31 protein-coding genes are annotated in these 25,457 nt (G+C 44.4%); 2 read left to right on the top strand and 29 right to left on the bottom strand.

What is annotated here, in order from left to right; all coding sequences use genetic code 11:
* Window positions 1–362: 362 nt before the first annotated feature.
* The 15 genes from groL to HMPREF3002_RS00395 all read right to left on the bottom strand — a co-directional run bounded on the left by groL (window position 363) and on the right by HMPREF3002_RS00395 (window position 11,845).
* Complete coding sequence (gene groL, locus HMPREF3002_RS00465; protein ID WP_003004647.1) at window positions 363–1,988, bottom strand: chaperonin GroEL; 1,626 nt, start codon at window positions 1,986–1,988, stop codon at window positions 363–365.
* 21 nt (window positions 1,989–2,009) lie between these two features.
* The gene (gene groES / locus HMPREF3002_RS00460) at window positions 2,010–2,291 is read right to left on the bottom strand and encodes a co-chaperone GroES (protein ID WP_024055367.1); all 282 of its coding nucleotides are present in this window, start codon (window positions 2,289–2,291) and stop codon (window positions 2,010–2,012) included.
* Between the two features lie 129 nt (window positions 2,292–2,420).
* On the bottom strand, window positions 2,421–2,714 hold the full coding sequence (locus HMPREF3002_RS00455; RefSeq protein ID WP_003004348.1) for a hypothetical protein: 294 nt from the start codon (window positions 2,712–2,714) through the stop codon (window positions 2,421–2,423).
* A gap of 101 nt (window positions 2,715–2,815) precedes the next feature.
* On the bottom strand, window positions 2,816–3,670 hold the full coding sequence (locus HMPREF3002_RS00450) for a PTS system mannose/fructose/sorbose family transporter subunit IID (RefSeq protein ID WP_037585172.1): 855 nt from the start codon (window positions 3,668–3,670) through the stop codon (window positions 2,816–2,818).
* Window positions 3,654–4,496 (bottom strand): PTS mannose/fructose/sorbose/N-acetylgalactosamine transporter subunit IIC, encoded by an 843-nt coding sequence (locus HMPREF3002_RS00445; RefSeq protein WP_003004789.1) that lies wholly within the window; start codon window positions 4,494–4,496, stop codon window positions 3,654–3,656. The genes HMPREF3002_RS00450 and HMPREF3002_RS00445 overlap by 17 nt, the downstream gene beginning before the upstream one ends.
* Before the next feature lie 56 nt (window positions 4,497–4,552).
* Entirely contained in the window at window positions 4,553–5,047 is a 495-nt protein-coding gene (locus tag HMPREF3002_RS00440) for a PTS sugar transporter subunit IIB (protein WP_000261775.1), read from the bottom strand.
* A 14-nt stretch (window positions 5,048–5,061) separates the two neighbouring features.
* A complete protein-coding gene (locus HMPREF3002_RS00435; protein WP_023919629.1) occupies window positions 5,062–5,499 on the bottom strand; it encodes a PTS sugar transporter subunit IIA in 438 nt (145 codons plus the stop codon).
* A 140-nt stretch (window positions 5,500–5,639) separates the two neighbouring features.
* Window positions 5,640–6,938: an ABC transporter substrate-binding protein gene (locus HMPREF3002_RS00430; RefSeq protein ID WP_070664757.1), complete on the bottom strand. Its 1,299-nt coding sequence runs from the start codon at window positions 6,936–6,938 to the stop codon at window positions 5,640–5,642.
* Window positions 6,935–7,618, bottom strand: a complete 684-nt coding sequence (locus HMPREF3002_RS00425) for a response regulator transcription factor (protein ID WP_070664840.1) — start codon at window positions 7,616–7,618, stop codon at window positions 6,935–6,937. Before HMPREF3002_RS00425 ends, HMPREF3002_RS00430 begins: the two co-directional genes overlap by 4 nt.
* Before the next feature lie 5 nt (window positions 7,619–7,623).
* Entirely contained in the window at window positions 7,624–8,940 is a 1,317-nt protein-coding gene (locus tag HMPREF3002_RS00420; protein ID WP_061455739.1) for a sensor histidine kinase, read from the bottom strand.
* Window positions 8,940–9,923, bottom strand: a complete 984-nt coding sequence (locus tag HMPREF3002_RS00415) for a substrate-binding domain-containing protein (RefSeq protein WP_070664755.1) — start codon at window positions 9,921–9,923, stop codon at window positions 8,940–8,942. Before HMPREF3002_RS00415 ends, HMPREF3002_RS00420 begins: the two co-directional genes overlap by 1 nt.
* Window positions 9,924–10,107: 184 nt before the next feature.
* Window positions 10,108–10,503, bottom strand: coding sequence for a single-stranded DNA-binding protein (locus tag HMPREF3002_RS00410; protein ID WP_003004675.1), 396 nt, complete (start codon window positions 10,501–10,503; stop codon window positions 10,108–10,110).
* Between the two features lie 101 nt (window positions 10,504–10,604).
* Window positions 10,605–11,231, bottom strand: a complete 627-nt coding sequence (ytpR, locus tag HMPREF3002_RS00405; protein WP_070664753.1) for a YtpR family tRNA-binding protein — start codon at window positions 11,229–11,231, stop codon at window positions 10,605–10,607.
* Window positions 11,232–11,240: 9 nt separating this feature from the next.
* The gene (locus tag HMPREF3002_RS00400; protein WP_021154296.1) at window positions 11,241–11,558 is read right to left on the bottom strand and encodes a thioredoxin family protein; all 318 of its coding nucleotides are present in this window, start codon (window positions 11,556–11,558) and stop codon (window positions 11,241–11,243) included.
* Entirely contained in the window at window positions 11,555–11,845 is a 291-nt protein-coding gene (locus HMPREF3002_RS00395; RefSeq protein ID WP_003004245.1) for a DUF4651 domain-containing protein, read from the bottom strand. The genes HMPREF3002_RS00400 and HMPREF3002_RS00395 overlap by 4 nt, the downstream gene beginning before the upstream one ends.
* Window positions 11,846–11,987: 142 nt before the next feature.
* Here HMPREF3002_RS00395 and pepA point away from each other — a divergent pair, with 142 nt between their 5' ends.
* Both pepA and HMPREF3002_RS00385 read left to right on the top strand, forming a co-directional pair.
* Window positions 11,988–13,052, top strand: a complete 1,065-nt coding sequence (pepA, locus tag HMPREF3002_RS00390; protein WP_070664751.1) for a glutamyl aminopeptidase — start codon at window positions 11,988–11,990, stop codon at window positions 13,050–13,052.
* A 243-nt stretch (window positions 13,053–13,295) separates the two neighbouring features.
* Window positions 13,296–14,780: a DUF1846 domain-containing protein gene (locus tag HMPREF3002_RS00385; RefSeq protein WP_003009791.1), complete on the top strand. Its 1,485-nt coding sequence runs from the start codon at window positions 13,296–13,298 to the stop codon at window positions 14,778–14,780.
* 63 nt (window positions 14,781–14,843) lie between these two features.
* Here HMPREF3002_RS00385 and folK read toward each other — a convergent pair whose 3' ends face one another.
* The 14 genes from folK to comGA form a co-directional block, all read right to left on the bottom strand.
* Window positions 14,844–15,653 (bottom strand): 2-amino-4-hydroxy-6-hydroxymethyldihydropteridine diphosphokinase, encoded by an 810-nt coding sequence (gene folK / locus HMPREF3002_RS00380; RefSeq protein WP_049475011.1) that lies wholly within the window; start codon window positions 15,651–15,653, stop codon window positions 14,844–14,846.
* 25 nt (window positions 15,654–15,678) lie between these two features.
* Window positions 15,679–16,233: a GTP cyclohydrolase I FolE gene (folE, locus tag HMPREF3002_RS00375; protein ID WP_003019101.1), complete on the bottom strand. Its 555-nt coding sequence runs from the start codon at window positions 16,231–16,233 to the stop codon at window positions 15,679–15,681.
* Window positions 16,234–16,241: 8 nt separating this feature from the next.
* Window positions 16,242–17,552 (bottom strand): bifunctional folylpolyglutamate synthase/dihydrofolate synthase, encoded by a 1,311-nt coding sequence (locus HMPREF3002_RS00370; protein WP_070664749.1) that lies wholly within the window; start codon window positions 17,550–17,552, stop codon window positions 16,242–16,244.
* Entirely contained in the window at window positions 17,553–18,506 is a 954-nt protein-coding gene (gene folP, locus HMPREF3002_RS00365) for a dihydropteroate synthase (protein WP_070664747.1), read from the bottom strand.
* A gap of 162 nt (window positions 18,507–18,668) precedes the next feature.
* On the bottom strand, window positions 18,669–19,400 hold the full coding sequence (locus HMPREF3002_RS00360; protein WP_070664745.1) for a CPBP family intramembrane glutamic endopeptidase: 732 nt from the start codon (window positions 19,398–19,400) through the stop codon (window positions 18,669–18,671).
* Between the two features lie 72 nt (window positions 19,401–19,472).
* Window positions 19,473–20,666, bottom strand: coding sequence for an acetate kinase (locus HMPREF3002_RS00355; RefSeq protein ID WP_023919646.1), 1,194 nt, complete (start codon window positions 20,664–20,666; stop codon window positions 19,473–19,475).
* A 51-nt stretch (window positions 20,667–20,717) separates the two neighbouring features.
* Complete coding sequence (locus tag HMPREF3002_RS00350) at window positions 20,718–21,671, bottom strand: class I SAM-dependent methyltransferase (RefSeq protein WP_070664743.1); 954 nt, start codon at window positions 21,669–21,671, stop codon at window positions 20,718–20,720.
* Window positions 21,672–21,701: 30 nt separating this feature from the next.
* Window positions 21,702–22,139 (bottom strand): competence type IV pilus minor pilin ComGG, encoded by a 438-nt coding sequence (comGG, locus tag HMPREF3002_RS00345; RefSeq protein ID WP_256263398.1) that lies wholly within the window; start codon window positions 22,137–22,139, stop codon window positions 21,702–21,704.
* Complete coding sequence (gene comGF, locus HMPREF3002_RS00340) at window positions 22,126–22,578, bottom strand: competence type IV pilus minor pilin ComGF (RefSeq protein ID WP_024054897.1); 453 nt, start codon at window positions 22,576–22,578, stop codon at window positions 22,126–22,128. Before comGF ends, comGG begins: the two co-directional genes overlap by 14 nt.
* Window positions 22,568–22,855, bottom strand: a complete 288-nt coding sequence (gene comGE, locus HMPREF3002_RS00335; RefSeq protein WP_003004353.1) for a competence type IV pilus minor pilin ComGE — start codon at window positions 22,853–22,855, stop codon at window positions 22,568–22,570. Before comGE ends, comGF begins: the two co-directional genes overlap by 11 nt.
* Window positions 22,821–23,225, bottom strand: a complete 405-nt coding sequence (comGD, locus tag HMPREF3002_RS00330) for a competence type IV pilus minor pilin ComGD (protein ID WP_003004513.1) — start codon at window positions 23,223–23,225, stop codon at window positions 22,821–22,823. The genes comGE and comGD overlap by 35 nt, the downstream gene beginning before the upstream one ends.
* Window positions 23,215–23,532 (bottom strand): competence type IV pilus major pilin ComGC, encoded by a 318-nt coding sequence (gene comGC / locus HMPREF3002_RS00325; protein ID WP_003004178.1) that lies wholly within the window; start codon window positions 23,530–23,532, stop codon window positions 23,215–23,217. The genes comGD and comGC overlap by 11 nt, the downstream gene beginning before the upstream one ends.
* The gene (gene comGB / locus HMPREF3002_RS00320) at window positions 23,529–24,560 is read right to left on the bottom strand and encodes a competence type IV pilus assembly protein ComGB (RefSeq protein ID WP_176745549.1); all 1,032 of its coding nucleotides are present in this window, start codon (window positions 24,558–24,560) and stop codon (window positions 23,529–23,531) included. Before comGB ends, comGC begins: the two co-directional genes overlap by 4 nt.
* Complete coding sequence (gene comGA / locus HMPREF3002_RS00315) at window positions 24,493–25,434, bottom strand: competence type IV pilus ATPase ComGA (RefSeq protein ID WP_070664739.1); 942 nt, start codon at window positions 25,432–25,434, stop codon at window positions 24,493–24,495. Before comGA ends, comGB begins: the two co-directional genes overlap by 68 nt.
* Between the last annotated feature and the right edge of the window lie 23 nt (window positions 25,435–25,457).

Raw genomic sequence — 25,457 nt, 5'->3', positions numbered from 1 at the left:
TTCTAACGAATTACCGATTTATGTCCCACTCTCTTTGAGCTAGTAAGACGATTAGCCAGACCGCACAATAGCGGCTGGCGTCAAATGATGAGAGTCATAGCCTCAATCATTTGTAGCGGTTACGACGCGAAAAAGGGAGGAACGATACTTTCCTCCCTTTGAGCTAGTAAGACACTTCGGCAAGGCACCATGGTGCTTGCCATAACAATAAATGCACCTGATAAATTAACCAAGGGGTTACGACGTGAAAAGGGAGGAACGATATTTTCCTCCCTTTGAGCTAGTAAGATGATTAGGTAGGCCGCAACATAGCGGCTACCGTCCAATGATTCGGTGCTTTAGCACCAATCATTGGTATCAGGTTACATCATCCCGCCCATCATGCTTGGATCCATTCCTGGTCCTGCTGGGGCTGCTGGTTCTGGTTTGTTGGCTACGACTGCTTCGGTCGTCAAGATCAGACTCGCTACGGAAGCGGCGTTTTGAAGGGCTGAACGGCTCACTTTGACAGGGTCGATGATTCCTGCATCAATCATATTCACCCATTCACCTGTTGCGGCATTGAAACCTGTTCCGACTTCGGCATTTTTCAAGCGATCAATCACAATAGATCCTTCATAACCGGCATTGTGAGCAATTTGGCGCACGGGTTCTTCCAAAGCACGAAGAACGATATTGCGTCCGGTTGCTTCATCCCCTTCCAATTCAAGGGCTGCGACTGCAGAGATAACATTGACAAGAGCTGTACCACCTCCGGCAACGATCCCTTCTTCAACGGCTGCGCGAGTCGCATTAAGGGCATCTTCGATACGGAGTTTCATTTCTTTCAATTCTGTTTCTGTTGCAGCACCGACCTTGATTACGGCAACACCACCAGACAATTTAGCCAAACGTTCTTGTAATTTTTCACGGTCAAATTCAGAGGTTGTGGTTTCGATTTGTGACTTGATAACCGCCACACGGTTAGCGATCGCTTCTGGGTTACCAGAACCTTCGACAATGACAGTACTGTCTTTATCGACTGACACTTTAGCTGCTTGACCAAGTGCTTCAATGGTTGCATCTTTCAATTCCAAACCAAGGTCATCTGTAATGACTGTACCACCTGTCAAGATGGCAATGTCTTCTAGCATGGCTTTGCGGCGATCTCCAAATCCTGGTGCCTTGACAGCTACGACATTAAAGGTACCGCGGATCTTGTTCAAGACAAGTGTTGGAAGAGCTTCGCCATCGACATCATCAGCGATGATCAAGAGTGGACGGTTGCTTTGAAGAATGCTTTCCAACAATGGCAAGATTTCTTGGATATTTGAAATCTTCTTGTCAGTGATCAAAATGTATGGATTTTCAAGGTCTGCCACCATTTTTTCATTATCAGTGACCATGTATTGTGAGAGGTAACCACGGTCAAATTGCATGCCTTCAACGACTTCCAGTTCTGTCTCCATTCCACGAGACTCTTCAATGGTGATGACCCCATCTTTGCCAACTTTTTCCATGGCTTCAGAGATGTACTCACCGACTTTTTCAGAACGAGAAGACACAGCAGCTACTTGAGCAATGGCTTCCTTGCTCGATACTGGGATCGCATTGTTTTTCAAAGCTTCTACTGCTGTTGCAACAGCGGTCTCAATCCCACGGCGGATGCCAATTGGGTTAGCTCCTGCAGTGACGTTTTTGATTCCTTCACGGACGATGGCTTGAGTCAAAACAGTTGCGGTTGTTGTACCGTCACCTGCGATATCATTAGTCTTAGAAGCCACTTCTGACACCAATTTGGCACCCATATTTTCAAAATGATCTTCCAATTCGATTTCTTTTGCGATAGTTACCCCATCATTTGTGATCAAGGGTGAACCAAATGATTTTTCAAGAACAACATTGCGTCCTTTAGGGCCCAACGTAACTTTCACTGTATCTGCTAAGACATCGACACCACGGACCATTGCAGAACGTGCATCAGATGAAAATTTAATATCTTTTGCCATTTCTCTTACCTCTTTCTTCTCTTACTCTACAATTGCAAGAATGTTCGCTGTTCCAACGATGGTGTAGGTTTCTTCCCCATCTTTCACTTCAATTCCTGCATGGCTTTCAACCAAAACGTGATCTCCTGCTTTTACAGCTGGGGCGATGAGTTCGCCACTTAGGGTACGCACACCTTCACCAACGGCCACTACTTCAGCTGTTTTTGTATCAGCCTTGCTCGCACCGGCGAGGACAAAACCTCCAACAGTCTGTTCTTTTTCTTCTACTTTTAAGACCACACGGTCTCCTAATGGTTTTAACATATTCATTCCTCCATACGTGTTTTTAGCACTCTCTATACACAAGTGCTAACTTATGTTTCTATTGTATCACTTGGTCAGAAATAGTCAAGAAAAAAACACCTCAAAAATAAATGAGATGCTTCTAAAATTTCAATTTAAAATTGTCAATTTTTGATTGAAATCATCGATCACTTTTTGAAGATTGATCCGCCCGCGGTAGATGCCATATCCAAAAACAATCATGCCTAAAATTCCAACCAAAGCTAGTAAAATCCCGAGGATCAAGAGTGGGAGGAAACTTTTGTGAAAGAGATAGATCAATACCACACCAATACTGGCAATGATAAAGAGTAAGCTAAACCAACGTCCAAGGTTTTCAAGCATGTGGCGTTGGTACTTGATTTCTGTTTCATATCCATTGACAAGTTCTTGTTTTGTAACCATGGGATTCCTCCTAATAAAAATTGAGAATGAAGTGCAAGTAAAGGAGGTCCATTCACTTCATTCTCAAAAACTCCTACTAGCAAATTCGTTTGTTCTTTACCTTAGTATTTAAGATGTGGGTCAAAGATACCAAGGGCAACACCGATCAAAGCAACTACAACGAGAAGTAACATAACTTTGTTTGGTGAAATTTTTTTCTTAGACATCAACCACCAGCAAAGAGTGATGAAGGCTGCTGTCAAGAGACCTGGATAAACACCATCGATCTTTTCTTGGATGTTCAAGAAGACTTTTCCTTCAGAATTCTTGAATTGAAGGGCTGTTGTAACAGATACCCAAGTAGCTGCTACGGCACCGATAACCATACCACCGACAACGCTGATCGCTTTACGAAGAGCTTGTCCTTTTGGTCCTACAAGGAATTCAACGGCTTTATCCCCTAATTGGTAACCTTTGAAGAAGGCAAAGCGCATACCAAAGTAGACTAAGAGGTTCCATACGACGATGTAGAAGAGAGCACCAGCGACGTTACCACCTTTAGAAAGTCCAAGGGCAATCCCTAATAGAACTGGAATCAAGGTACCAACGACCAATGAGTCACCAATACCAGCGATTGGTCCCATCAAACCGGCACGCATACCGTTGATGGTTTCGCCATCTACTGCATCTCCGTTTGCACGCGCTTCTTCCAAACCAGCTGTGATCCCTACAACAAGAGATCCAAGTTGTGGTTCAGTGTTGAAGAAGGCCGTATAGGTTTGCATAGCATCCTTTTGTTCTTCTTTTGTATCATACATTTCTTCTACGATTGGAAGCATAGAAGTCAAGTACCCGAAGGTTTGCATATGTTCTTGAGAGAAACAAGTCAAATGACCATAATACCAATGATGGAATGCTTTTGCTAATGTTTTCTTTGAAATTTTCTTTCTATCAGCCATTTTAAATATCCTCCTCATCATCGTCTTGGTCCACCACTCCGGCTGGAGCAGCTTTCATCGATTTGATCACTTCAAGTTCATAGTAGATTACTGCAAAGATTAATGAAACAACGGCACTGGATACCAAGTTCAATCCGAGAGATTTTGCCAAGGTAAATCCAACAAAGAATGGAATGAAGTCAGTTGCTTCTGTAACAATTTGTTTCAACAAGATGGCAATACCGACACATGGGAGAAGAGCACCGACTGTAAAGAGGGCTTTCATCCAGTAACCATCCATAGGAAGGTATTGTTTCATCAAATCAACCATGTTTTCACCGTATTTGGTGATAATCATTGTTGGAAGGAAAGAGAAGAGGAAGTGAGAGATCCAAGGGTAAACCCAGTCAACTGCGTAGAGTTTTTTGAAGTTTCCTTCTTCAACGGCTTTCCAACCAATGTGTTGCCAAACCAAGTTCATAGTAGCGGTACCGTAGAAAAGAACTGTACCAATTGTCCCAACGGCTGCACCGATTGGAGCTGCAGCTGCGGCGATTCCTGCTTCATCTGTGATGTTATTAGCATGCACAAACAAGATAGCAAGAGGAACACCGATGTAAGAGATGGCACGCACATCGGCAGATACGGTACCACCAGGTGTTACCAAGGCGATATAAACGACTTGAAGGGCAACCCCGACCATAATACCGGTTGTCACATCTCCAAGAATTAAACCTGAAATCAACCCACCGATCAAGGGACGACCGAGTGTATAGTTCCCGATACTGGAACCTCCCATACCAGGCATTGAAGACAAGCTGGCGAAAATACCAAGCAAGATTGCTTGAATCCATGAAATTGTCATAACAAACGCTCCTTTTGTTTGTAAATTTATTTACCTAACAGATCAGACTGTTAGTTCTAAAAACCAAATTTTGATTTGAAATCATCCCAATAACCGATGGAAACATCTGGCAACAATTGGAATTTCACCTTGTAGCCTGCTGCTTGAATAGCTTGGAAGGCTTCTGCTTCTTCCTGAGTGATGGATTGGTTATTTCCCAATTTCACAGCTCCAGGACGATCATTTGCAGGGCCAACAATGATTTCTTTGACATCACCTGGGACAAACCCTTGGTCGACCAAAATTTCCTTCATATCGATTGGATTTTTGGTGATCAAGAAGTAACGACTATCTGATTCTGTTACTTTTGCTGATTTTTCTTTAAAGGCTTCCTTTGTCCATACAAAGGTTTTCTTGTCTGATGCGCCTTTGTAAGCTTGAATCAAAACCTTGTTTGATGCTGCTGCATCGTTTACGGCAATCAAACCATCACATGGTTTTTCTTTTGCCCAGCGTGTGACTGTCTGACCGTGAATCATGCGGTCATCAATCCGTACAAATGTTACTACCATAAGGTACCTCCCTATTAAATATCGTCATCATCTTCTTCAGCACCAGCGGCTGAAATTTCAAAAGGCTGTAGTGCAGATCGTGCTTCTGATAAGATGGTGGCTGACAAATCGTCTCCATCCAACACATCCTTCATCACAACTGCCGTCAAGGCCATGGTAAGGTTCATCCCACCAAGGATCAAGGCTCCATCGAGCTTTCCAGCTTCTTCTAGAACCGTGGCTGCAGTGGTTAATGGACTACCACCTACGATATCTGCCAAGACCAAAACAGAATCATCAGCTGTCAATCCTGAAATGCTCTCTCTGAAATCAACTGCGAAGTCATCAACTGATTTTCCTTCTTTGAGTCCAACTGCGATGACCTGATCCAACTTGTCACCAGCAAACATGGCTAGTGATGTTTTTAGACCTTCTGCCAGTCCACCATGACTGACCAAAATGAGGTATTTCATTTTGCTACGCCTCCTTTATTTGACTCTATTGTAGACTATTTGAAAGCGCTTTTACATTGTCAAATGTCACATTCCCAATATGACATTTAGCAATAAAAAAATGACATCTGTCACTTGACAAAATGCCATCTTATTTTACTCTAAACTCCTACCTGTAGACTACTTTCAATCTCCCTCTGAATTTGAGGCAAGCGGTTCTCGACATCCTGATCACGCAAGGCATTGCCAATCAAGTAATCTAGCTTTTCTAGCACCTCTTTTGAGACATTTTTCGGACTACTTTCAACAGCTTGTTCCATGATGCGGTTCAAGGTCTGATTGGTCAAGGAATCTGTTCCAAAATCATCCACCTGCAAAAGGTCTTTACTAGAGCGACTCTTGACTACCTGTGGCATGACAGAGATTCCTTGGGATTGGGCAAAGAGGGTTTGTTGAATTTCTGGATCCTCTGTTAAGAGTTGCATCAATTCCCAAGCCAACTTGGAATGAGAACTCCGAGCTGACATAGCAAAAGAAGTCGTCGTGACCAAGGTTGCCTTGGTCGTTTTTGACTTAGCAGGCATCGGGATACAGGTCCAGGTGAAGTTTGAATATTTTGAAACGTGGTAGGGATAAGGTTTATAGGTCCGATATTGGGCCAAGGTCATGGGATAGAAGGCGACTTTCCCCTGGTCAAAATCTTTAGAGCTCACCTTGTAATTTTTATTTAGATCTTCCAATTTTTGCAGAAAAGTCAAAGATTCTTTGACTTCTGGAGCTGTCAGCTTGAGCATGCCTCCTTGGAAGAGATGACCTCCATTTGCCGCCAAGGCTTCTTTCCAGGTGTATTCTGTACTCCCAAATTGGTCCAATTGCCCATCCCCATTGGTATCTTTGGTTAGTTTCTTGCAAATCGTATAGAACTCTTCAAGGGTCCAGCCTTCTTTGGGAACCGCGATACCTTCTTTATCCAAGAGATCTTTATTGACACACATCAAAATCGGATTGCTTTCATAAGGTAAGGCATAGGTTTGCCCCTGATAGACACCGGATTCAAAGGCAACGGGATAAAAGGCCGCTTGATCTTTTCGATCCATATAGCCGTTTAACTTTTCTAGCACGCCTCGCGCTGCTAATAAGGAAAGATCTTGCTCAGAGACCATAAACACATCCGGCGTCTTTCCTGAGACAATCTTTTCAGAGAGCCAGTCTGAATAATCTGACTGCGGAATCCCGTTTTCATACTCCACACGGACGTGGGGATGGGATTTTTCAAATTTTTGAATCGCACGATCCAAGGCATGGGAACGTTGACTGGTCGGCACATCCCAGCTAGAACCTGCATAAAGGCCGATATGGAGGACGGTCGGTTGCTGTTTCCACCAATAGAAACCCGCACTCGCACAGAGCGCAACAAGGAGACCGATCCCCCAACAAAGATGCTTTCGCTTCAATTTCATTCTGTATTTCCTTTAGAAAAATCACGTCTCGTCACTCCTGTTTGGACTGACCAGATCGCTAATTGCGTTCGATCTCGTAGGTTTAATTTCGCCAAAATCGTTGATAAGTAATTGCGCACGGTTCCTTCTGACAAGAAGAGTTTGGCCGCAATTTCTTTATTGGACTCCCCATAGCCGACTTCTTGGATAATGCGCCATTCCGTCGTGCTCAAATCCTTGACATTGTCCTCATCTACAGCAATAGAGAAGTTGGTTTTGGCCATTTGTGAGAAAATTTGAAAGACTTTACTAGCGATATTCGGGTTGATCATGGCTCCGCCTTGATGCACCACCTTAATCGCTTCATAGAGTTCCTCTGTCGAGGCTCCCTTTAAAAGATAACCTGAAGCACCATACTTGAGCGCACTATAGATAAATTCATCATCGTCAAAAGTTGTCAAAATAATAATTTTGATATCCGGATAGTGCTCTTTGACTTCTTTTGTCGCCAAAACCCCATCCATGCCTGGCATCCGAATATCCATTAAGATCAGGTCAGGATGTGTCTGTGGAATGCTAGACAAGACGTGATTCCCATCTTCCACTGTGGCCACCACTTCGATATCGGGGTGGGCTGACAAAATAATTTTCAGAGATTCTCGAATCAAGGCCTGGTCATCTGCCACCATTACTTTTATCACCATCTCTATCTCCCTTCTTTATATTTCGGTAAACTGACGCGCGTGAAAAATCCATCGCGGCTTTCAAATTGAAGCTGTCCTCCCAGGATGGAAATACGCTCCATCATCTGTTTGAGTCCATAGCCATAGGTCAAGGTTTCAAACCCAACCCCATTGTCCTGCAACTCGATCAGGTAATCTTCTTCATCCTCAAAAAAATGAAGGCTCATCTGACTGGCATGACCGTGGCGAACCGCATTGGTCATAGACTCTTGGATCACACGAAAGATCGTATCTTCAATCATGACGTCCATATCGACATCGACCCATTCATAATGTAAATCAACCTGCAAGTTGGAAAGTGTCTGGTACTCGCGGATCATCTTTTCCAAAGCATCTTTGAGGGTTCGTCCCTCAAGGGCACCTGGACGGAGGCGGTTGAGAGAGCCCCTCACATCCTGGATCCCTTCACGAACCACTTCTGATACGCTTTTTACCTGCTCTTTTGCCCGATTGGGATCGATATCAATCAAGACTCCGACAGCATCTAAACCTGCCGAGATCCCTGTTAGCGCGTGTCCCAAGGTATCGTGAATCTCCCGAGCAATCCGCTTGCGCTCCCGATCTTCTGCAATCTTCTCAGACAAGGCCATATAGTTGTTCAACTCTGTATTCACCTTCGAAACCATGGCCAACTCTTCTTCCACTTCGTGGTTTTCCGCAAGAACATTCATAATATAGAACAAAAGCGAAATAATGAAGAGCACCATATTCAAAGCATAGAGGGAATTCTTTAAGAAAAAGGCCAGAATCCGGATGGAGGCAGGGTAAAAATGAATATAGACATCCAGAGAAGGAATCGGAAAGAAAAGCGAAAAGACGTCTGAATTGGTCACAAGAAGCATCAAGAAACTCACTAGGATAAACGCAAACCAATACTTGCGGTCTCGCTTGGTATTCAACTCTTTGGAACCATAGAAGATATCCGCAAAAACCAAGAGAATCAGCCCGTTATAAGCTACATTTTGGACCCACATCAAGAGCAACATCAGGAGGATCTCCAGAATGTTCCACTTATCAAAAATGGACCATCGACTCGTTTGAGACCGGTAACGACTCATGGAGATCAAGGCAATTCCAGCAAATAAGAGCGCAGACAACCAAAAAGTTGTAGAGGGCGCAAAAGGAATACGCTCTAAGCGTTCTACTAATAGAGAAGCTTGCCGTTGGGCAATGATATAATTGGTTGCTTGAAGATAGATGATACTGTTGAGCATCACAGCGATAAAATTCACGACCATCAGAATGGCCAAACTGTATCTCACACCTCTAAATTTTCTCATTACTGCCACCCATTCACATCAAAGTGATCGATGTTTTCCTTTGTCATCATCTGAACCGGAATGGTTATTTCTTTTTTGTAGCTCTTCCCATCAGCCATATCTTGGATGACCTCCATCACGCGGTCTCCCATCTTCAAAGGAGACTGGGCAACGGTTCCTACGACATCATCTGTCGAGTGTAGCAAGGCTTTCATATCTGGTGAGCCATCAATCCCATAGATCGCAATGGGATGGGTGATCCCTTGCTCCTTGATCGCTGCTAAAGCTCCTATAGCTGAACGGTCATTCAAGGAGACTAGAGTATCGACATTCCCCCCTGACTGCAAGAACTTACGGACAGCGGGCATAGCGATCTCCGTCTGACCCTTGGTTTCTAGTTCCGAGATAATCTCATATGACCCATGTCCTTTGATAGTATCCTTAAATCCCTGAATCCGCGTATCTGCCGAAACAGTCCCCTTGTGCTCCAAGAGAAGGATCCGAGCATTTGAAGAGCGTTTCATCAGCTCTTTCGCAATCAAGACTCCTGCTTGGTAGTTGTCGGAGACAATGCTGGCATCCGGCTTAAAATGCTTGAGCTGGGTATCAACTGCAATGATCTTAATTCCTTGTTTTCTAGCTTTTTTAAGAGCCCTTAAAATGGGCTGACTATCCCCTTTGACCGGATTAATCACAATCACATTTACTTTTTGGGCGCAAAAATCATCGATCTGCTGGCTCTGCCTTTTTTCATCCAATTCCGGATCTCGAACAGATACAAGAGCCCCTCTCTCATCAGCAATTCGACTAATTTCCGAATGAATACTTTTATAGAACTCATTGTTCATGGTCATATAGGTGACACCGATCTTGGTCTGATCCTTGATGCTACTGGTTTGACAAACGGCATAGATCCACAAGAGGATGCAGGCCACCGGAATCACCAGTAAAACCCGTTTTATCAACCATTTCAACCGTTCATTTCTATCTTCTTTTCCTTTCAAACTCCGTTCCTTTTCTGAAAATTTTGAATATATATTACTTTATTTTACTACTTTTTCAAGAAAAGTGCTGGCTTTTATTGTACAGATGCATATTTTGGATTTATTTTTAAATGAGTCGTTCCCGAATGAAATCCCTAGCAAATATCAAAAAAGCTGGTCTATAAACGAACCAGCTTTTTTGATCCTAAAAGGGAAGATCTTCCTCTTCTAAGATGATATCGGCTAAATCTCCCGTTCCACCATTTTCACGCATCGCTCGCTGAGCGCGGCTCTCTAGCAACTGAAAACTTTGGCAGAGGACCTCTGTCACATACTGCATGACCCCATTTTTCTCGTAGCGGCGCGTCCGAATCTCTCCATCCAAAGAGATCAGGCTCCCTTTACTGGCATAACTAGCCATGGTTTCAGCCAATTTCCCCCAGACAACGACATTGACAAAATCAGTCTCGCGCTCCCCGTTTTGGTCCTTGTAGCGACGATTGACCGCAACGGTCACTCGGGCAACGGATTTGTCTGTGCTGGTTTTATGCAATTCTGGGGCCGCTACTAGGCGACCGATTAAAATAACTTTATTATACATCATTTACCTCCTATCTATTTATTCGAAAAAATTTCAAAAAATGGAGGTGACAAACCAAAATCAAAAAAATCTAGGATCCAAAACATCCTAGATTCTTCTCTTTATTCGTGCCAGTGACGAGCAGGATCAAATGGTGTTCCTGCTACTTCTGCGTCATCCAATTCAATAATGCCTCGTTTTTGAGGAGCATTTGGCAAGTGCAATTCGCGAGGACTGCACATCATGCCATAGCTTTTTTCTCCACGAAGAGCTCCTGGGAAAATCAAGCTGCCATCCGGCATCATGGCACCTGGAAGAGCAACAATGGTCTTGAGGCCTACACGCGCATTTGGAGCCCCTGCTACGATCTGAACCGTCTTATCTGCCCCAACTGCTACTTGGCAGATATTCAAGTGGTCACTATCTGGATGGGCCACCATTTCAAGGATTTCTCCCACCACAAATTTTGGTTCCCGATCATTGACCAAGCGTTCTGAAAAACCTTCTCTTTCCAATTCTTGGTTCAAACGATCCACTTGCTCATCTGTCAAAAAGACTTGGCCCTTGCCTTCGATGGCGAAGAAAGATGAGGCGTCAAAAATATTCCAGGCAACGGTTTCTTGCTTGTCCTCACGGTAAACGCGAGCCACCTTTCCTTTTCTCTCCACCGCTAGCTTTGCTTCCCCACTATTTTTCAGGGTCAGCATCAATACATCGCCGACTTGTTCTTTGTTGTATGTTACAATCATGATTTTCTCCTATTTTAATCCTGCTAAGAATGCTGTAATCTGCGCTTTGGTTTTCCGATCCCGATTGACAAACCGACCGATTTCCTTATCCTTTTCCAGAACCACCAAACTAGGGATTCCATAAACATCCCAGACTTTCGCCAGATCCATATAGGCATCTCGGTCAATCAAGATAAAGGTAAATTCGGGATTTTCAGCTTCAATCTCCGGCAAAAAAGGTTTGAGGTAACGGCAATCCCCACACCAATCTGCTGAAAAGACAAACACCTTCTTGCCATCTTGCTCTACATAAGAAGCAATTTCTTCTAGAGAATTTGGTGTAATCATAGTTTTTCCTCTTCATAATGCAAGAGACCGTCCTCATAGACAAAGCGGTAATGACGCTCATCTTCAAAAATGACACCACCTACTAAGCGCTCTTCACTAGACTCGTAGAGTTCCACATACAGGGTCGCAATCGTCCCCATGGCTTCCATTTGCTCCCGTACTTCTGCCACCAACTCTTCTTGGGTACGGAGACGCTTTTGATCTTTGGCAATTTTATAAACACCGGCCGCAAGAGCTCCTGCACTTGCTACAGCCAGACTAGACAAAATAATTTTTTTAGCTTTCATAGTGCCTATTGTAACACAAAATAAGCAGAGGGACAACGGTCTAGGCTGGATCTCTCCCTCCGCTTTTAGAGACTGATTTCCATAATAACGCTACCATCCTTGTAGAAAAAGTGATAAAATAGCATCAGAAAGAAGGTAACCTATGACTGATTTATTTTCTAAAATCAAAGAAGTAACTGAAATCCCTGCTATCTCAGGTCACGAAGCTCCTGTACGGGATTATTTGCGCCAACAATTGACCCCTCATGTGGACGAAATCGTGACAGATGGTCTCGGTGGGATCTTTGGGGTCAAACATTCAACAGCTGCCGATGCTCCTCGTATCTTAGTAGCTGCCCACATGGACGAAGTTGGTTTTATGATCAGCGAAATCAAAGCTGACGGAACTTTCCGTGTTGTCCCAATCGGAGGTTGGAATCCGATGGTCGTTAGCAGCCAACGCTTCAAACTCTTTACACGTGACGGACGTGAATACCCTGCTATTTCAGGATCTGTTCCTCCTCATTTGACACGTGGAACAGGTGGACCAACCGTACCTGCCATTAGCGACATCGTATTTGATGCAGGCTTTAGCTCTAAAGCCGAAGCTGAAAGCTATGGGATCCGTCCTGGAGATACCTTGGTCCCAGATAGCTCTGCGATTCTCACTGCTAATGGTAAAAACGTCATCTCAAAAGCATGGGATAACCGCTACGGCGTCTTGATGGTCAGCGAATTGGCTAAGAGCCTTTCTGGACAAGCCTTAAACAACGAACTCTATGTAGGGGCCAACGTTCAAGAAGAAGTGGGACTTCGTGGAGCTCACACTTCAACCACTAAACTTGATCCTGAAATCTTCCTTGCTGTAGACTGTTCGCCAGCAGCTGATGTCTTTGGAGACCAAGGTGCGATTGGGGAAGGAACACTGCTTCGCTTCTACGATCCAGGTCACATCATGCTACCAAATATGAAAGATTTCTTGCTCACTACTGCTGAAGAAGCGGGCATCAAATTCCAATACTATTGTGCCAAAGGTGGTACCGATGCAGGTGCAGCACACTTGAAGAATGGTGGAGTCCCATCAACAACCATTGGTGTCTGTGCACGTTACATCCACTCTCACCAAACCCTCTATGCCATGGATGATTTCTTACAAGCGCAAGCCTTCTTACAAGCATTGGTTAAGAAATTGGATCGCTCTACAGTTGATTTGATCAAACACTATTAAGCAGCATCGATCTGAAGCCCCGTAAGGGGCTTTTTTAGGGGGAAAACAAACTTCTCTTGGAAACTTTCCACCGTGAGTCACCATTGAGCCCTTTGGCATCCACATTCCCCTTAGGAAAGTATCTTAGAATATTTTATCTTCCATCTGTTTTCTGATATAATATGAAAGAATGAAATGGTAGGGACGGAACACTCATCCTTGGATTTGTGTGGCAGGCCCTTCCCTTATATACAGGAGTTTTACATGAAAAAACAAGCTTTTAGTTCTGAAAAGTATTTGAACTTGCAACGTGACCACATTATTGAGCGGATCAACCAATTCGATGGCAAGCTCTACCTTGAATTTGGTGGTAAGATGTTAGAAGACTTCCACGCTGCTCGTGTCCTCCCTGGATACGAACCAGATAATAAGATCAAGTTGCTCCAAGAATTGCGCGACCAAGTGGAAATTGTCATTGCCATCAATGCCAACAATATTGAGCACTCAAAAGCCCGTGGGGATCTAGGAATTTCTTATGATCAAGAAGTGCTACGTTTGATCGACAAATTCAATGAATTGGGGATCTTTGTAGGCTCTGTTGTCATCACCCAATATGCTGGACAAGCTGCAGCAGACGCCTTTCGCAAACAACTGGACAAGAGCGGCATCGCCTCTTATCTCCACTATCCGATCAAGGGCTATCCGACCGATATGGACCACATCATCTCTCCTGAAGGGATGGGGAAAAATGACTACATCAAGACTAGCCGCAATTTGGTCGTTGTAACGGCTCCTGGACCTGGTTCTGGTAAGCTGGCAACTTGTATGTCCAATATGTACCATGACCAATTAAATGGGATCAAATCAGGTTATGCTAAGTTTGAAACCTTCCCAGTATGGAATCTTCCTTTGCACCACCCAGTTAACTTAGCTTATGAAGCAGCGACTGCAGATCTAGACGATGTCAATATGATCGATCCTTTCCACCTCCAAACCTACGGGGAAACAACGGTCAATTACAACCGCGATATCGAAATCTTCCCTGTCTTGAAGCGCATGTTGGAACGCATCTTAGGAACCTCTCCTTACGCTTCTCCAACAGACATGGGCGTCAACATGGTTGGCTTTGCCATTGTGGACAATGACGCTGCGATTGAAGCTTCCCAACAAGAAATCATCCGTCGCTATTACCAAACTATCTTGGATGTTAAAGCAGAGCGTGTCGGTGAAGGAGCTGTCAAGAAGATTGAGCTCTTGATGAATGATTTGGGCATTACTCCAAATGACCGGAAAGTGACCGTGCTTGCTCGTCAGAAAGAAGAAGAAACAGGGGAGCCAGCCTTGGCCCTTGAATTGCCAAACGGCGAGATGGTGACCGGAAAAACCTCTGATCTCTTTGGTCCAACGGCAGCCCTCTTGATCAATGCGATCAAGAAATTGGCGCATATTGATAAAGAAACCAAATTAATCGAGCCAGAATACGTCCAACCTATCCAAGGCTTGAAGATCAATCATTTGGGTAGCCGTAACCCTCGTCTTCACTCAAACGAGATCCTCATTGCTCTTGCCATTACAGCCATGAGCAACGAAGATGCTAAGCTTGCTATGCAAGAATTAGGCAAGTTGAAAGGCAGTGAAGCCCACTCAACCGTGATGCTGACAGACGAAGATAAGAACGTCCTTCGTAAGCTCGGTATCAACGTCACCATGGACCCTGTCTACCAATACGATCGCTTGTATCGTAAATAAACTAAGACAAACAAAAACAATCCCTGTTCGAGGGATTGTTTTTTATGGTGCAAAGAAGAGGGACTATTTGACAGCCTCCCATAATTGGCGAATGGGCTTTCTTTGAACAGGGTCCACAAAATGAGGAGCAATTTCATTCAAAGACTCTAGGACAAAGGCACGTTCTGCCACATAAGGATGCGGCAAGATCAAGCTCGGACTGTAACAAATGGTGTCATCCATATAGAGCAGATCTAGATCGATCACACGTGGCCCCCACTTGATCTCACGGACACGCCCCATTTCCTGCTCAATAGCAAGTAAGGTCTCTAGTAAATCCTCTGGGGTCATCCAGGTTTCAACCTCTGCCACCTGATTCAAAAAGGTGTCCTGCTCCACTCCTCCCCAGGGTTCTGTTTCAATCCTTGTGGATGTCTGAAGAAGGCGAATGCCTCGATCCTTGAGTTTTTCTAGCGCCGTCTCTAGTTGCAGTTGTTTATCTCCCATATTGGTGCCAAGCCCAATAAAGGCCCGTTTTTTCTCCCGTTCGATTGTCACCGAACAAGTCTCGAGTGGCAAGGGAACAGGAGCCCAAGGTTTTTTCAACTCCAGACGAACTTTTTCTACGAAGGCATAGCTTTCGAAAATCTTTTGAACCAATTGAAAGGCCACCGTTTCAATCAGATCAATCTTTTCTGCCTGCATCCACTCGGTCAACTGTTCCGCCAAGATCCCGTAATGGATCGAAGCTTCCAAATCACCTGTGCGGGCAGCACGAGTCATCTCATAATCTACCCATAGGTCTAGGACAAAGCGTTGTCCTAATTCTTTTTCTGCTGGGAAAACACCGTGATAGGCGTATACCTCTAAGTCCTTGATCCGTAATTGATCCACTCTGTTCACCTCTTATAGCCAGCCATTAGTGGCCCATGAGTTTATAGGCTTCATTTTTTAAGTCTTTATCTGTCGCAAGCAGTCCACGCGCAGCAGTTGTCACTGTAGCGGTCCCAGGTTTACGGACACCACGCATGTTCATACACATATGCTCTGCTTCTACCCAGACAAGTGCTCCTTGTGCTCCAAGATATTCCATCAAGGCATCTGCGATTTCTACCGTCAAACGTTCCTGAATCTGTGGTTTTTTAGCGTAAACTTCGACCGTACGAGCCAGTTTGGAAAGCCCAGCCACACGGCCATTTGGAATGTAGGCAATGTGCACTTTTCCATAAAATGGTAAAAAGTGATGCTCACACATGGAATGGAAGAAGATATCCTTCTCGACCACCATATTGTTATCAATGATTTCAAATGATTTAGACAGGTGCTCTTCTGCTGTCTGCCCTAGTCCTGCAAATATTTCTTGGTACATCTTGGCAATGCGGGTCGGCGTTTCCTGAAGTCCCTCACGGTTCTCATCTTCACCGACTGCCTCGATGATCATTTTCACTGCTTCTTCAATTTTCTTTGTATCCATATCATCTCCTAGTTGGATTTTTCTGTTTTTAATAAATAAGGTCGTACCTGGCTAAGGAAGTAGAGCGACCCCGTTACAATGAGGAGCTCATCGCCTTCAGCTTGCCAGTTTTGTAGAAACTCTTGCCAGTTGACTTCCTCAAGCTGATGGTTTTTCGCAGCAGCTCTTATCTCTTCTTGAGAATAGGCTCTTGGATCTTCAAAGGTCGTGAGGATCAAGCGACTATTTTCTAGTTCCTGCCACTGAATGAGCATCTCTTCTAAGGCTTTGGTCCGGATGCAGGTAAAAAGAATGGTCTTTTTTTGACTTGGAAAAAGTTCCCGAAGACTTGCGATCAAAGGCGCAACGGCGTGGGGGTTATGGGCCCCATCTAGCAAGATCATGGGATTTTGTGAGACCACTTCCATTCGGCCAGGCCAGATGACCTGATGCAAGGCATCATCCACTAACTCTCTTGACAAGAGTTCACGCCCTTCTCTTTCAAAAAGTACATCACAAATACTGATCGCAAGAGCTGCATTTCTGGCCTGGTGATGACCCAAGAGCGCTACTTGATAGGAGGCTGTTTCTCTTTTGGAACTGTGATAAGAAAAGGATTGGCCCGATAGACAAGAGGCCGCTAGCTCAACTTGGTAATCTCTGTCATAGGCTGTTATCGGTACCTGCTTCTGAATCGCAATACCTTCAATGACTTGGCTGGCTTCTGCTTCTAATTTCCCTAGAACCAGAGGAATTCCTGGCTTAATGATACCAGCCTTTTCACGGGCGATGGAAGCCAGATCTGGCCCAAGAAGGGCAACATGATCCAAGCCAATCGAAGTGATCGCAGTCAGAACAGGCTGACAGACATTAGTACTGTCAAGTCGTCCCCCCATACCGACTTCCATGATCACATAATCCAGCTCCTCGTGAGCAAAATAATCATAGGCGATGGCCGTCATCACTTCAAATTCCGTCAAACCTTGAAAGATGTCTCTTGATTCTTCAGCTTCCAAGAGCTGCTGGTAGCTATCCAGGTAGGCTTGCAGGTCTTGATCTGAAATGGCTTCGCCATTAATGGTGATTTGGTCATTGTAATGGATCAGATAAGGAGAGGTAAAGACTCCAACCCGTAAACCTGCCTGCCTCAAGAGTTGGGACAAGGTAGCAATGGTAGAGCCTTTGCCATTGGTCCCCGCAACATGAATAACCCGACAGTCTAGGTGAGGATTTCCTCTCAACGCCAAGAGAGCTTCCATGCGATCCAAACCGAAATGTGGATCTTGGGAACGATAGGCTTCTAGCCAACGAAGATCCAACTGATGTTCTTTTGTCTTCATTTACTTGTATTGTTTCAAATTAGTATCTGCTGCCTCTTGGGCTTGGAAAATGGCTTGGCCCAGACTGGCTGCCATCTTGTGTAGGGGAATATCATGCACCCGCACCACTTCGACTCCTTGACTAGCTGCAATACTGGTCAAATGGCTCGAAGCCAGGTCCCGATTCCAAAAACCAGTCTCTGTTGCAGGATCTGTCTCAAATCCAGCTTCTTCAATAATATTGACCACAAAACGTTTGCGGGAGACCCCTAGAAAGATCGGATACCACTTTTGGTGGATGGTTTCAAGCTCTTGTAACAAGAGCAAATTCTCGCGCTTGGTCAAACCAAAGCCGATCCCAGGATCCAGCATGATCCGTTCCGTCTGGACACCGGCTTCTTTTGCGACTGCAAGCGAGCGGTCAAAGAAGGTCCACATCACGTCTTGAATCGGTTCTTGAGCCATTGTTTGAAGCTCTGCTTCTGTAAAAGCTGGTTCGAAACCAAAAGTTGGAAAAATAGTGGAACTTGGATGATGCGGTCTTGCCATCACTGGATTAAACATGAGAACTGCGCTGGCTTCATGTTGAGCGACGACCGTGGCCATCTCAGGATCTCCAAGAAAACCCGTAATATCGTTGACAATATCAGCCCCAGCTTCGAGCGCCGCCGCCGCCACCTGGGACTTCCAGGTATCCACTGATATCAAGACATCACTTTCTTTCCGAATGGCTTTAATCACTGGAACCACGCGGTCAATCTCTTCTTGGATCTCCACATAATGACTTCTTCCTGGTCTGGTTGATTCTCCCCCGATATCGAGGATCTGAGCCCCTTCTTGGATCAGTTTTCTCGCCTGTTGCAAGGCTGCATCCACACTCGTATACTTACCCCCATCAGAAAATGAATCCGGAGTGACATTTAAGATCCCACAAAGAAGTGTCCCTTGGCCATTCAGCCATTTTTTATCAATCATTTTCGTTCTCCATCAATTCCTTTCCAACAGCATGATTGCGAACAAAAGAGGCTAGAACAAATGTTCTAAACCTCTGAGTTCATTCTCCATACAGATTGCTTATTTTTTCTGACCTTCTGTACGAAGATTCTGCATCAACACTCATTGGTACCTACCATTTTATCATAATTTATCACGGAAGAAAACTCTCGATACTGGCAATAAACAAAGGAGGAATACAGCCGGATAATAATAAGCTAGCGCATTCAAGGTCATATGGAGACAGATGCTATACTCGATCCGCTTGTAGCGATAAGCCACCCAAGTTAAGATCAATGACATGCCTCCGTAAGCTATCCATTCCCCCAAGGTACTCGGTCCATGTAAGTAAGTAAAAAAGAGAGCACCAGCTAGGTAACCGATCGGTTCTGCTCCTCGAAAGATCAAACGAGGGATGATGGCCCGACAGAGCAGCTCTTCTAGAATCGGAGCGACAAGAATCACGACCATTCCCATAGCAAGAAAAGGAGCATGAGATTGCAGTTCTTTTAGAGCTGCTTGATTTGCCGTCGTACCACCTGCCTCTTGTTTCAATAAGGGATAGGCGAGCAGGTTATTAGCCATCAATAAGAGAAGAAAAAGAAAATTTCTCCCCAAAGACGGCCAGGTTATAACCCGAGCATCTAAGTTCTCCAGAGGGCTCTTTTTGATGACTATATAAAAAATAAATAGCACCGCCACTGTCACCAAGAGAGTGAGGATAGTGACCCACCTTGCATCCATTCCTTCTTGAAGGGAATAAACCATGGTGATGAGGGGGAATTGTGAGAGAAAGAATAAGGGCACAAAAAGAAGGAGCCAGAGGGCATTCTTACATAATGGGTGCTTTCGAACAAATGACTGTATATTTTTCAATGGACAACCTCTTTCTTGTATAAAATAAGAAGACTGGGGCTTTCGCCTCCAGCCTTCTCTCTTTATTACAGTTTACTGATTTTTGAAACGTTCAACGTCACGCGCAATCACCAACTCTTCATCCGTTGGAATCACCAATACCTTCACACGGGAATCATCTGTAGAAATATCTCCGACAACTCCAAAGACGTTCTTTTCAGGGTCGACCTTGCAGCCAAACCAGCTGATTCCATTGATAATAGAAGAACGAACATTTACTGCATTTTCACCGATTCCTGCTGTAAAGATGATGGCATCTGCACCATTCAAGACTGCTAAGTATTGACCGATGTATTTTTGCAAACGATCGATAAAGATATCGTAAGCCAATTTAGCTTTTTCGTCTCCATTGTGCATCGCTGTATGGATATCCCGCATGTCACTAGAAGATCCAGAAACACCCAGAAGACCTGATTCACGATTGAGGATACGGCTGATATCTTCAGGTTTATTGAAATCCTCTGTATGTTCCATCAAGTAAGGAATAATCGCTGGATCGAGATCCCCTGTACGGGTTCCCATCATGACTCCACCTAGAGGGGTGAAGCCCATTGAGGTATCGACAGAGATTCCCTTGTCAACCGCTGTAACAGATACACCATTTCCAACGTGGCAGGTGATCAATTTCAATTCTTCTAATGGTTTTCCAAGAAGTTTAGCAGCTTCACCCGCTACATACTGATGACTGGTTCCATGAGCACCGTACTTACGGACCTTATTTTCTGTGTAATATTTGGTTGGAAGAGGGTAACGATAAGCTTTTTCCGGCATGGTTGTATGGAAAGAAGTATCAAATACCACAACACTGGTAATATTTGGACAAATCTCTCTAAAGGCGCGAATTCCAGCTGCATTTGCAGGATTATGAAGAGGTGCTAACAAAGACAATTCTTCTACTTTTCGAAGGACTTCGTCATCTACCAAGGCAGAATCCTTAAAGTATTCTCCACCAGCAACGACGCGGTGGCCCACACCTGTAATCTCATCGTAGGATTTGATAATATCAAAACGAATCAAATCATCCAACAAAATTTTTACAGCTTGTGTATGGTCCTGGATATCTAATACTTGTTTTTCAGAGCGTCCATCAAATTTAACAGTTGAAATAGAATCTTTCAAACCGATCCGTTCAATCAACCCTTTTGCAAGAACAGTTTCCTCTGGCATTTGGTACAATTGCCATTTCAAACTAGAGCTTCCTGCATTAATAGAAATTGTTTTCGACATATATTCACCTCATTAAGCGTTTTCACTTCCTCTATTATATCAGATCTTTGATCAAATTTCACTATCCTTTAACCAGTTTTGGAAACTTTCCATAAAGTGAACCACCTGGTCTTGATCCTGGAGATCGGTAAAAGGATAGACAAAGGGCTGAACAGACTCTTCTTCTTGTTTTCGTAGGACGAAAATCGTCTTAGCATAGGCTGGATTTGAAAAAAGAGATTCTGGCAAGGTCAGCATGGCAAGAATTTGGGCTTTGTCTGTTAGCCAAGCTTTCAACAGATCACTCTGAGGGCTCGTCAAGAGGTTGTTTGGAGCTAAAAAGATGGCTACTCCTTGAGGTTTCAGGTATTTCAGAGCCTGTTCCATCATGAGGTGATGGGCATAGGTATGGCCTTCGGAGCTCGCCACCTGATAGCGCTGGGCAATTGCATCATCTGGATAATAGCCAATCGGTAAGTCGCTAACGATCAAGTCACTTTCTTTTAAAACTTGAGGACGCACCGCGTCGCCTTGTGCAAAGACAACACTGGATTCCATCACGTCTGCGATACTAGCAGATAGATCAATCAAGAGATCATCTACTTCCAATCCTAAGTAATCAATCGTGAGACGGCTATTGTTGACAATGGTCTCAGCGAGATTTCCAGTTCCACTTCCCACTTCTAAGACATCCAGTTGGTCGCCTTTGGCCAACTGATCGATCAAAAATGTAATGATAAAACCAATCGCATCTGGTGTGAACTGGTGATTCGCTTGTAAAGGTTCCGTCTGAGCAGCTTTCATAAAAAGGAATTGGTAGGCTCTGCGCCATTCTTCCTTACTTAAACCTAGTTCTTTTAATTTTTTGCTATTGTTTTTGACAATATCTAGATCTGTCTTGCCTTCTAAATACATGGCATTTTGTTCAATCAGGGCGTCATAAAAGTTGGTCGACAATTCATTTTGAATACTTTGAGTGTTTTCTAATAGATAGGTATAGGCTTGTTCAATTTTTTCGAAATTCATGATTTCCTCCGCACCCTATCATACCAAAAATTAGTCTTTTTCGCTATTTTCTGATGGCTCCTTCGTCTCTTTTGGCGTCTCTTCAGAAGGCTTTTCGCTCCCTGCCTTCTCCTTATCTTTCTGCGTCTTCTTCTTTTCTTTTTGACTCTTCTTGCTTTCCTTTTCTTCCCTTACAGGAAGAACAAACTCATAGCTTTCTCCATCCATCTTAGCCTGGGCATGAAGAAAACCAGGATCCTTCTTTAGCTGAACTGTTCCAGACTTTAAATGAATCTCTGATGTCTTCTCATCACTCTTTCTCTTTTCAAGAGCCAATTGCACCAAAGCATAGGCCCGAAGGCGATCTTGACTCGTCTTTAAGATCCGTCTCTCCGCAACCTGACGGTGCAGGTAAAACTGAAGCAAGAGACTAAAAATCGCTGCCATCAAGAGGGCGTAGAGCAAGACACCAGCCTTAACTTTTTTCATTTTGCATCGCTGGTACCACATGGTAGACATACTCCCTTTCTAGACCTTCTTCAAAATTCAAACGCAGATGAATCAACTCTCCCTCCTGCCAAATTTGGCTAGAGCGAACTCCTGAAATCATAGGCTGATAGCCCCTGCCCTTATCATCTGTTTTTCGGATATCATCTCCTTTAGATTGACCAATGGCAATTGGTTTTTGATCCTGAACCAAGTAGATATGATTGTCCGCTACTTTTTCAAAATGGCTCCGATCCAATTCCACCTGCAATTGTTGCTGAAAAAGTACCCATTCTTCCTGCTTTTGATGCGCCTGGTAGTCCAATTCAGCATGCAGGAGCTTGGTCAAGCCTTGAAAGACCAACACACCCCCACTGAGCACCAAGAGAGCGACCAAGGCTTCGAGCAGGGTAAAGGCATTGACCTTTCCGTTATTCCACATGCAGTACCACCTTCCCTTGATGATAGACCGTGAGCTGATCGGCATCTTTTTCGACTTGAACCTGAATACCATTGGCCTCCAGATGATTTTGCCCTGTCTGAAGCGCCATTTGAGCGACAGATAAGACCTCTACCTCTTTGAAATCCGCTAGTCGCTCCTTGCGCGAACGCCGGATCTCCCCTAACAATAAGGTCGTAATCATGGCAAATAAACCCAAGGCAACTAAGGATTCTATGAGAATACTAGCGGGAACGGATGCTTTTTTTAATTTTCCCATTTCCAAGCGACAGTTGATAGGTCACCACTCCTCTCTGTGTCTGAAAGTGAACATTGGCCAGGGATGAATTGCCACCTGCTCGGTCTAAACGAATAGTTTTAGGATCTTGCAAAATGACAGAATCAGGAATCTCCACCGTCTGGTAAGGCGTTTGAATCTTCCTTGCAGTCACTTCAACATCCAATTCCGTTTGCCTTGCCAGCGCTATTTTCTGGCTTTCTTGATAGAGGTGTTCAAACTCTGCAAAAAATACTTTTTCTTCCACCTGCTGAAAGCTCGTCTTGATCGATCCCGATAAGCCCAGATAGATAAAACTGACGATCATCAAGGTCAGAAGAGTCTCCACCAAGGTGAAGGCCTTAATCTGCAACCGCACGAGTTTCTCCACTATTTTTCGCATAATAGGCACGGTAGGACTCTGCTTGTTTGTTGGTAATATTTCCATCAGCAATCAGCTTTGCTAGAGTAGCTTGGTCATTGGTATGATTGAGCTCGTACAATTCAGCCTGGCTTTCGACCACCTTCACAACCGCTGCATTTCCTGTCTCTTTCACGGAGTCTTTTTGCTTGGTCAAATTCGGCACAAAGAGCAATAAGAGCACACTGATGATCAATAAGACCACCAACATTTCAATCAGTGTAAAGGCTTTAACCTTATAGGTTTTTAATGTTTTCATAAATGGACCTCCATATTTTGATAAATCGGCAGCAACATGGCTGCATAGAGTAACACAATCACAAGAGCCACAAAGACAAACACCAAGGGTTGTATTACATTCATGGCCTTGTGAACCCGACGAAAGAAATCTTCCCATGTTTTTTCAGCGTAGATCTCTAGCTCACTTCCGAGCTTTGATTTGACTTCACCGTATTCAATCATAAGGGGCAATTCTTTTTTGAAAAAAGTATACCCCCTGACCGTCTCTGAAAAGGACTGGCCACGGTCTAAAGAAAGAGCTAAGTCCCTTCCAATTTCTTGAAAAAGCTGGGATTTTTGCTCCTGCATCATGGAAAAAATCTGAGACAACTCCAATCCTTGCCCAATCAGATTGCCCCATTCTCTGGCATAATAGGCTGTCAAATAAGCTTGAATCATGCCTTTCCCGAAAGGCAGATGAGACAAGCTTCTAAAAACGTTGATCTTGCCTGACTGGCGGTAATAGAGAAAGCCGAGTAAGAAGAAGGTCACCAGTCCCACTCCTAAGGCCAAAAAGAGTTGGGGGAAGGAACTGATCAATTGCGTCCCAATATTTTGAGCATCCATTTGAGGAAGCAAATAATTGCGCAAGCCTAGCATAATCAGAACTAAAAACCCAAGCAAGATAAGAGGATAGGTGCTCACCTCAATCAGCTTTTTCTTGACCTTGCGCATGTTTTCTAGGTAAGCACTGATTTTCTCCAAGCTCAATGCAAGATTGCCATGGAGCTCAGCGAGAGACAGCTGTGTCGTGACCGCATCTGAAAAACCGATCCCTGCCATCATCTCTGAAAAACTCCGCCCCCGCGAGAGATCCTCTCGCATCTGGGAAACCAAACGACTCTCCACTAGGTGAGAGCGATCCAGAAAATCGACAATCTCAGATAGGTGAAAACCACTTGAATAAAGATTCAAAAACAATTCGATGATTTGCTTTTGTTTAGCGGTAGATAATTTTTTCGGCTTGGGCCTGAGCCAGCTGGATATATCCCGATTGAGCCAAGAGATCCATTTGTTGGTTCCAGCGGCTGGCTGAGTGCTCTTGGTAGTTTTCCGTCGCAAAATCGACCACACCTCCTCCTGCAATTAATCGTTGGTAGCAAATACCTTGTAAAACAATCTTGAGCTCTTCCTCACTCACTCCAAGTTCTAAGAGCCTCTCATAAACACCTCGAACGCTTTTCGCATGAATAGTAGAGAAGACGGTGACTCCTGTCAAACTAGCTCGTACGACCGCACGAGCTGTTTCCCTATCTCGGATCTCTCCAATAATGAGAAGGTCCGGCCGATGGCGTAAGGAGAGTTTGATCAGGTTGTCATAGGTCATGCCGATCTGGTCATTCAGCTGAAGTTGAAGCATATTGTCCTGCTTGATCTCGACAGGATCTTCAATAGACATGACTTGCTGGTCCGCAAAGCGCTCTTGGGCTAAAGCATGCATGAGAGTGGTCTTTCCCGAACCAACAGGACCTGCAAAGAGATAGAGACCACGACCGGCCAATTTCTTCTGCAAGTCTGGCAACTGATCAAACCAAAACCGCAATTCACGTTCCTCATCATGCAAGAGCCGAATGACCAAGCTTTCATAACCACGATAATCCCCCACCGTCGACAAGCGAATCGAAACCACTCCATTCTCCAAAGGGTAATCACACGATCCTAGCTGGCTGCGCCTTTTTTCTCCCACATTCATCCCTGCCACGAACTTAAAGTGGCTGATCATAGCCGTCATCTCCTCAAAAGGGAAGGATTGTACAAAACGCCTCTCATCTCCAACCCTCATAAAAACCTGGTACTCCTCTCTCCGAGGGATAAAGTAGAGATCCTGGGCTTCTTCTTTTTTTCCCATACGGATCAATTTTTTTGCAATTTCTTGAACCATAGTTCCTCCTCTCACTTATACTA

The organism is Streptococcus sp. HMSC065E03, assembly GCF_001815045.1.
Classification (GTDB): domain Bacteria; phylum Bacillota; class Bacilli; order Lactobacillales; family Streptococcaceae; genus Streptococcus; species Streptococcus parasanguinis_AD.
This window is presented reverse-complemented; position numbering and strand designations above follow the sequence as displayed.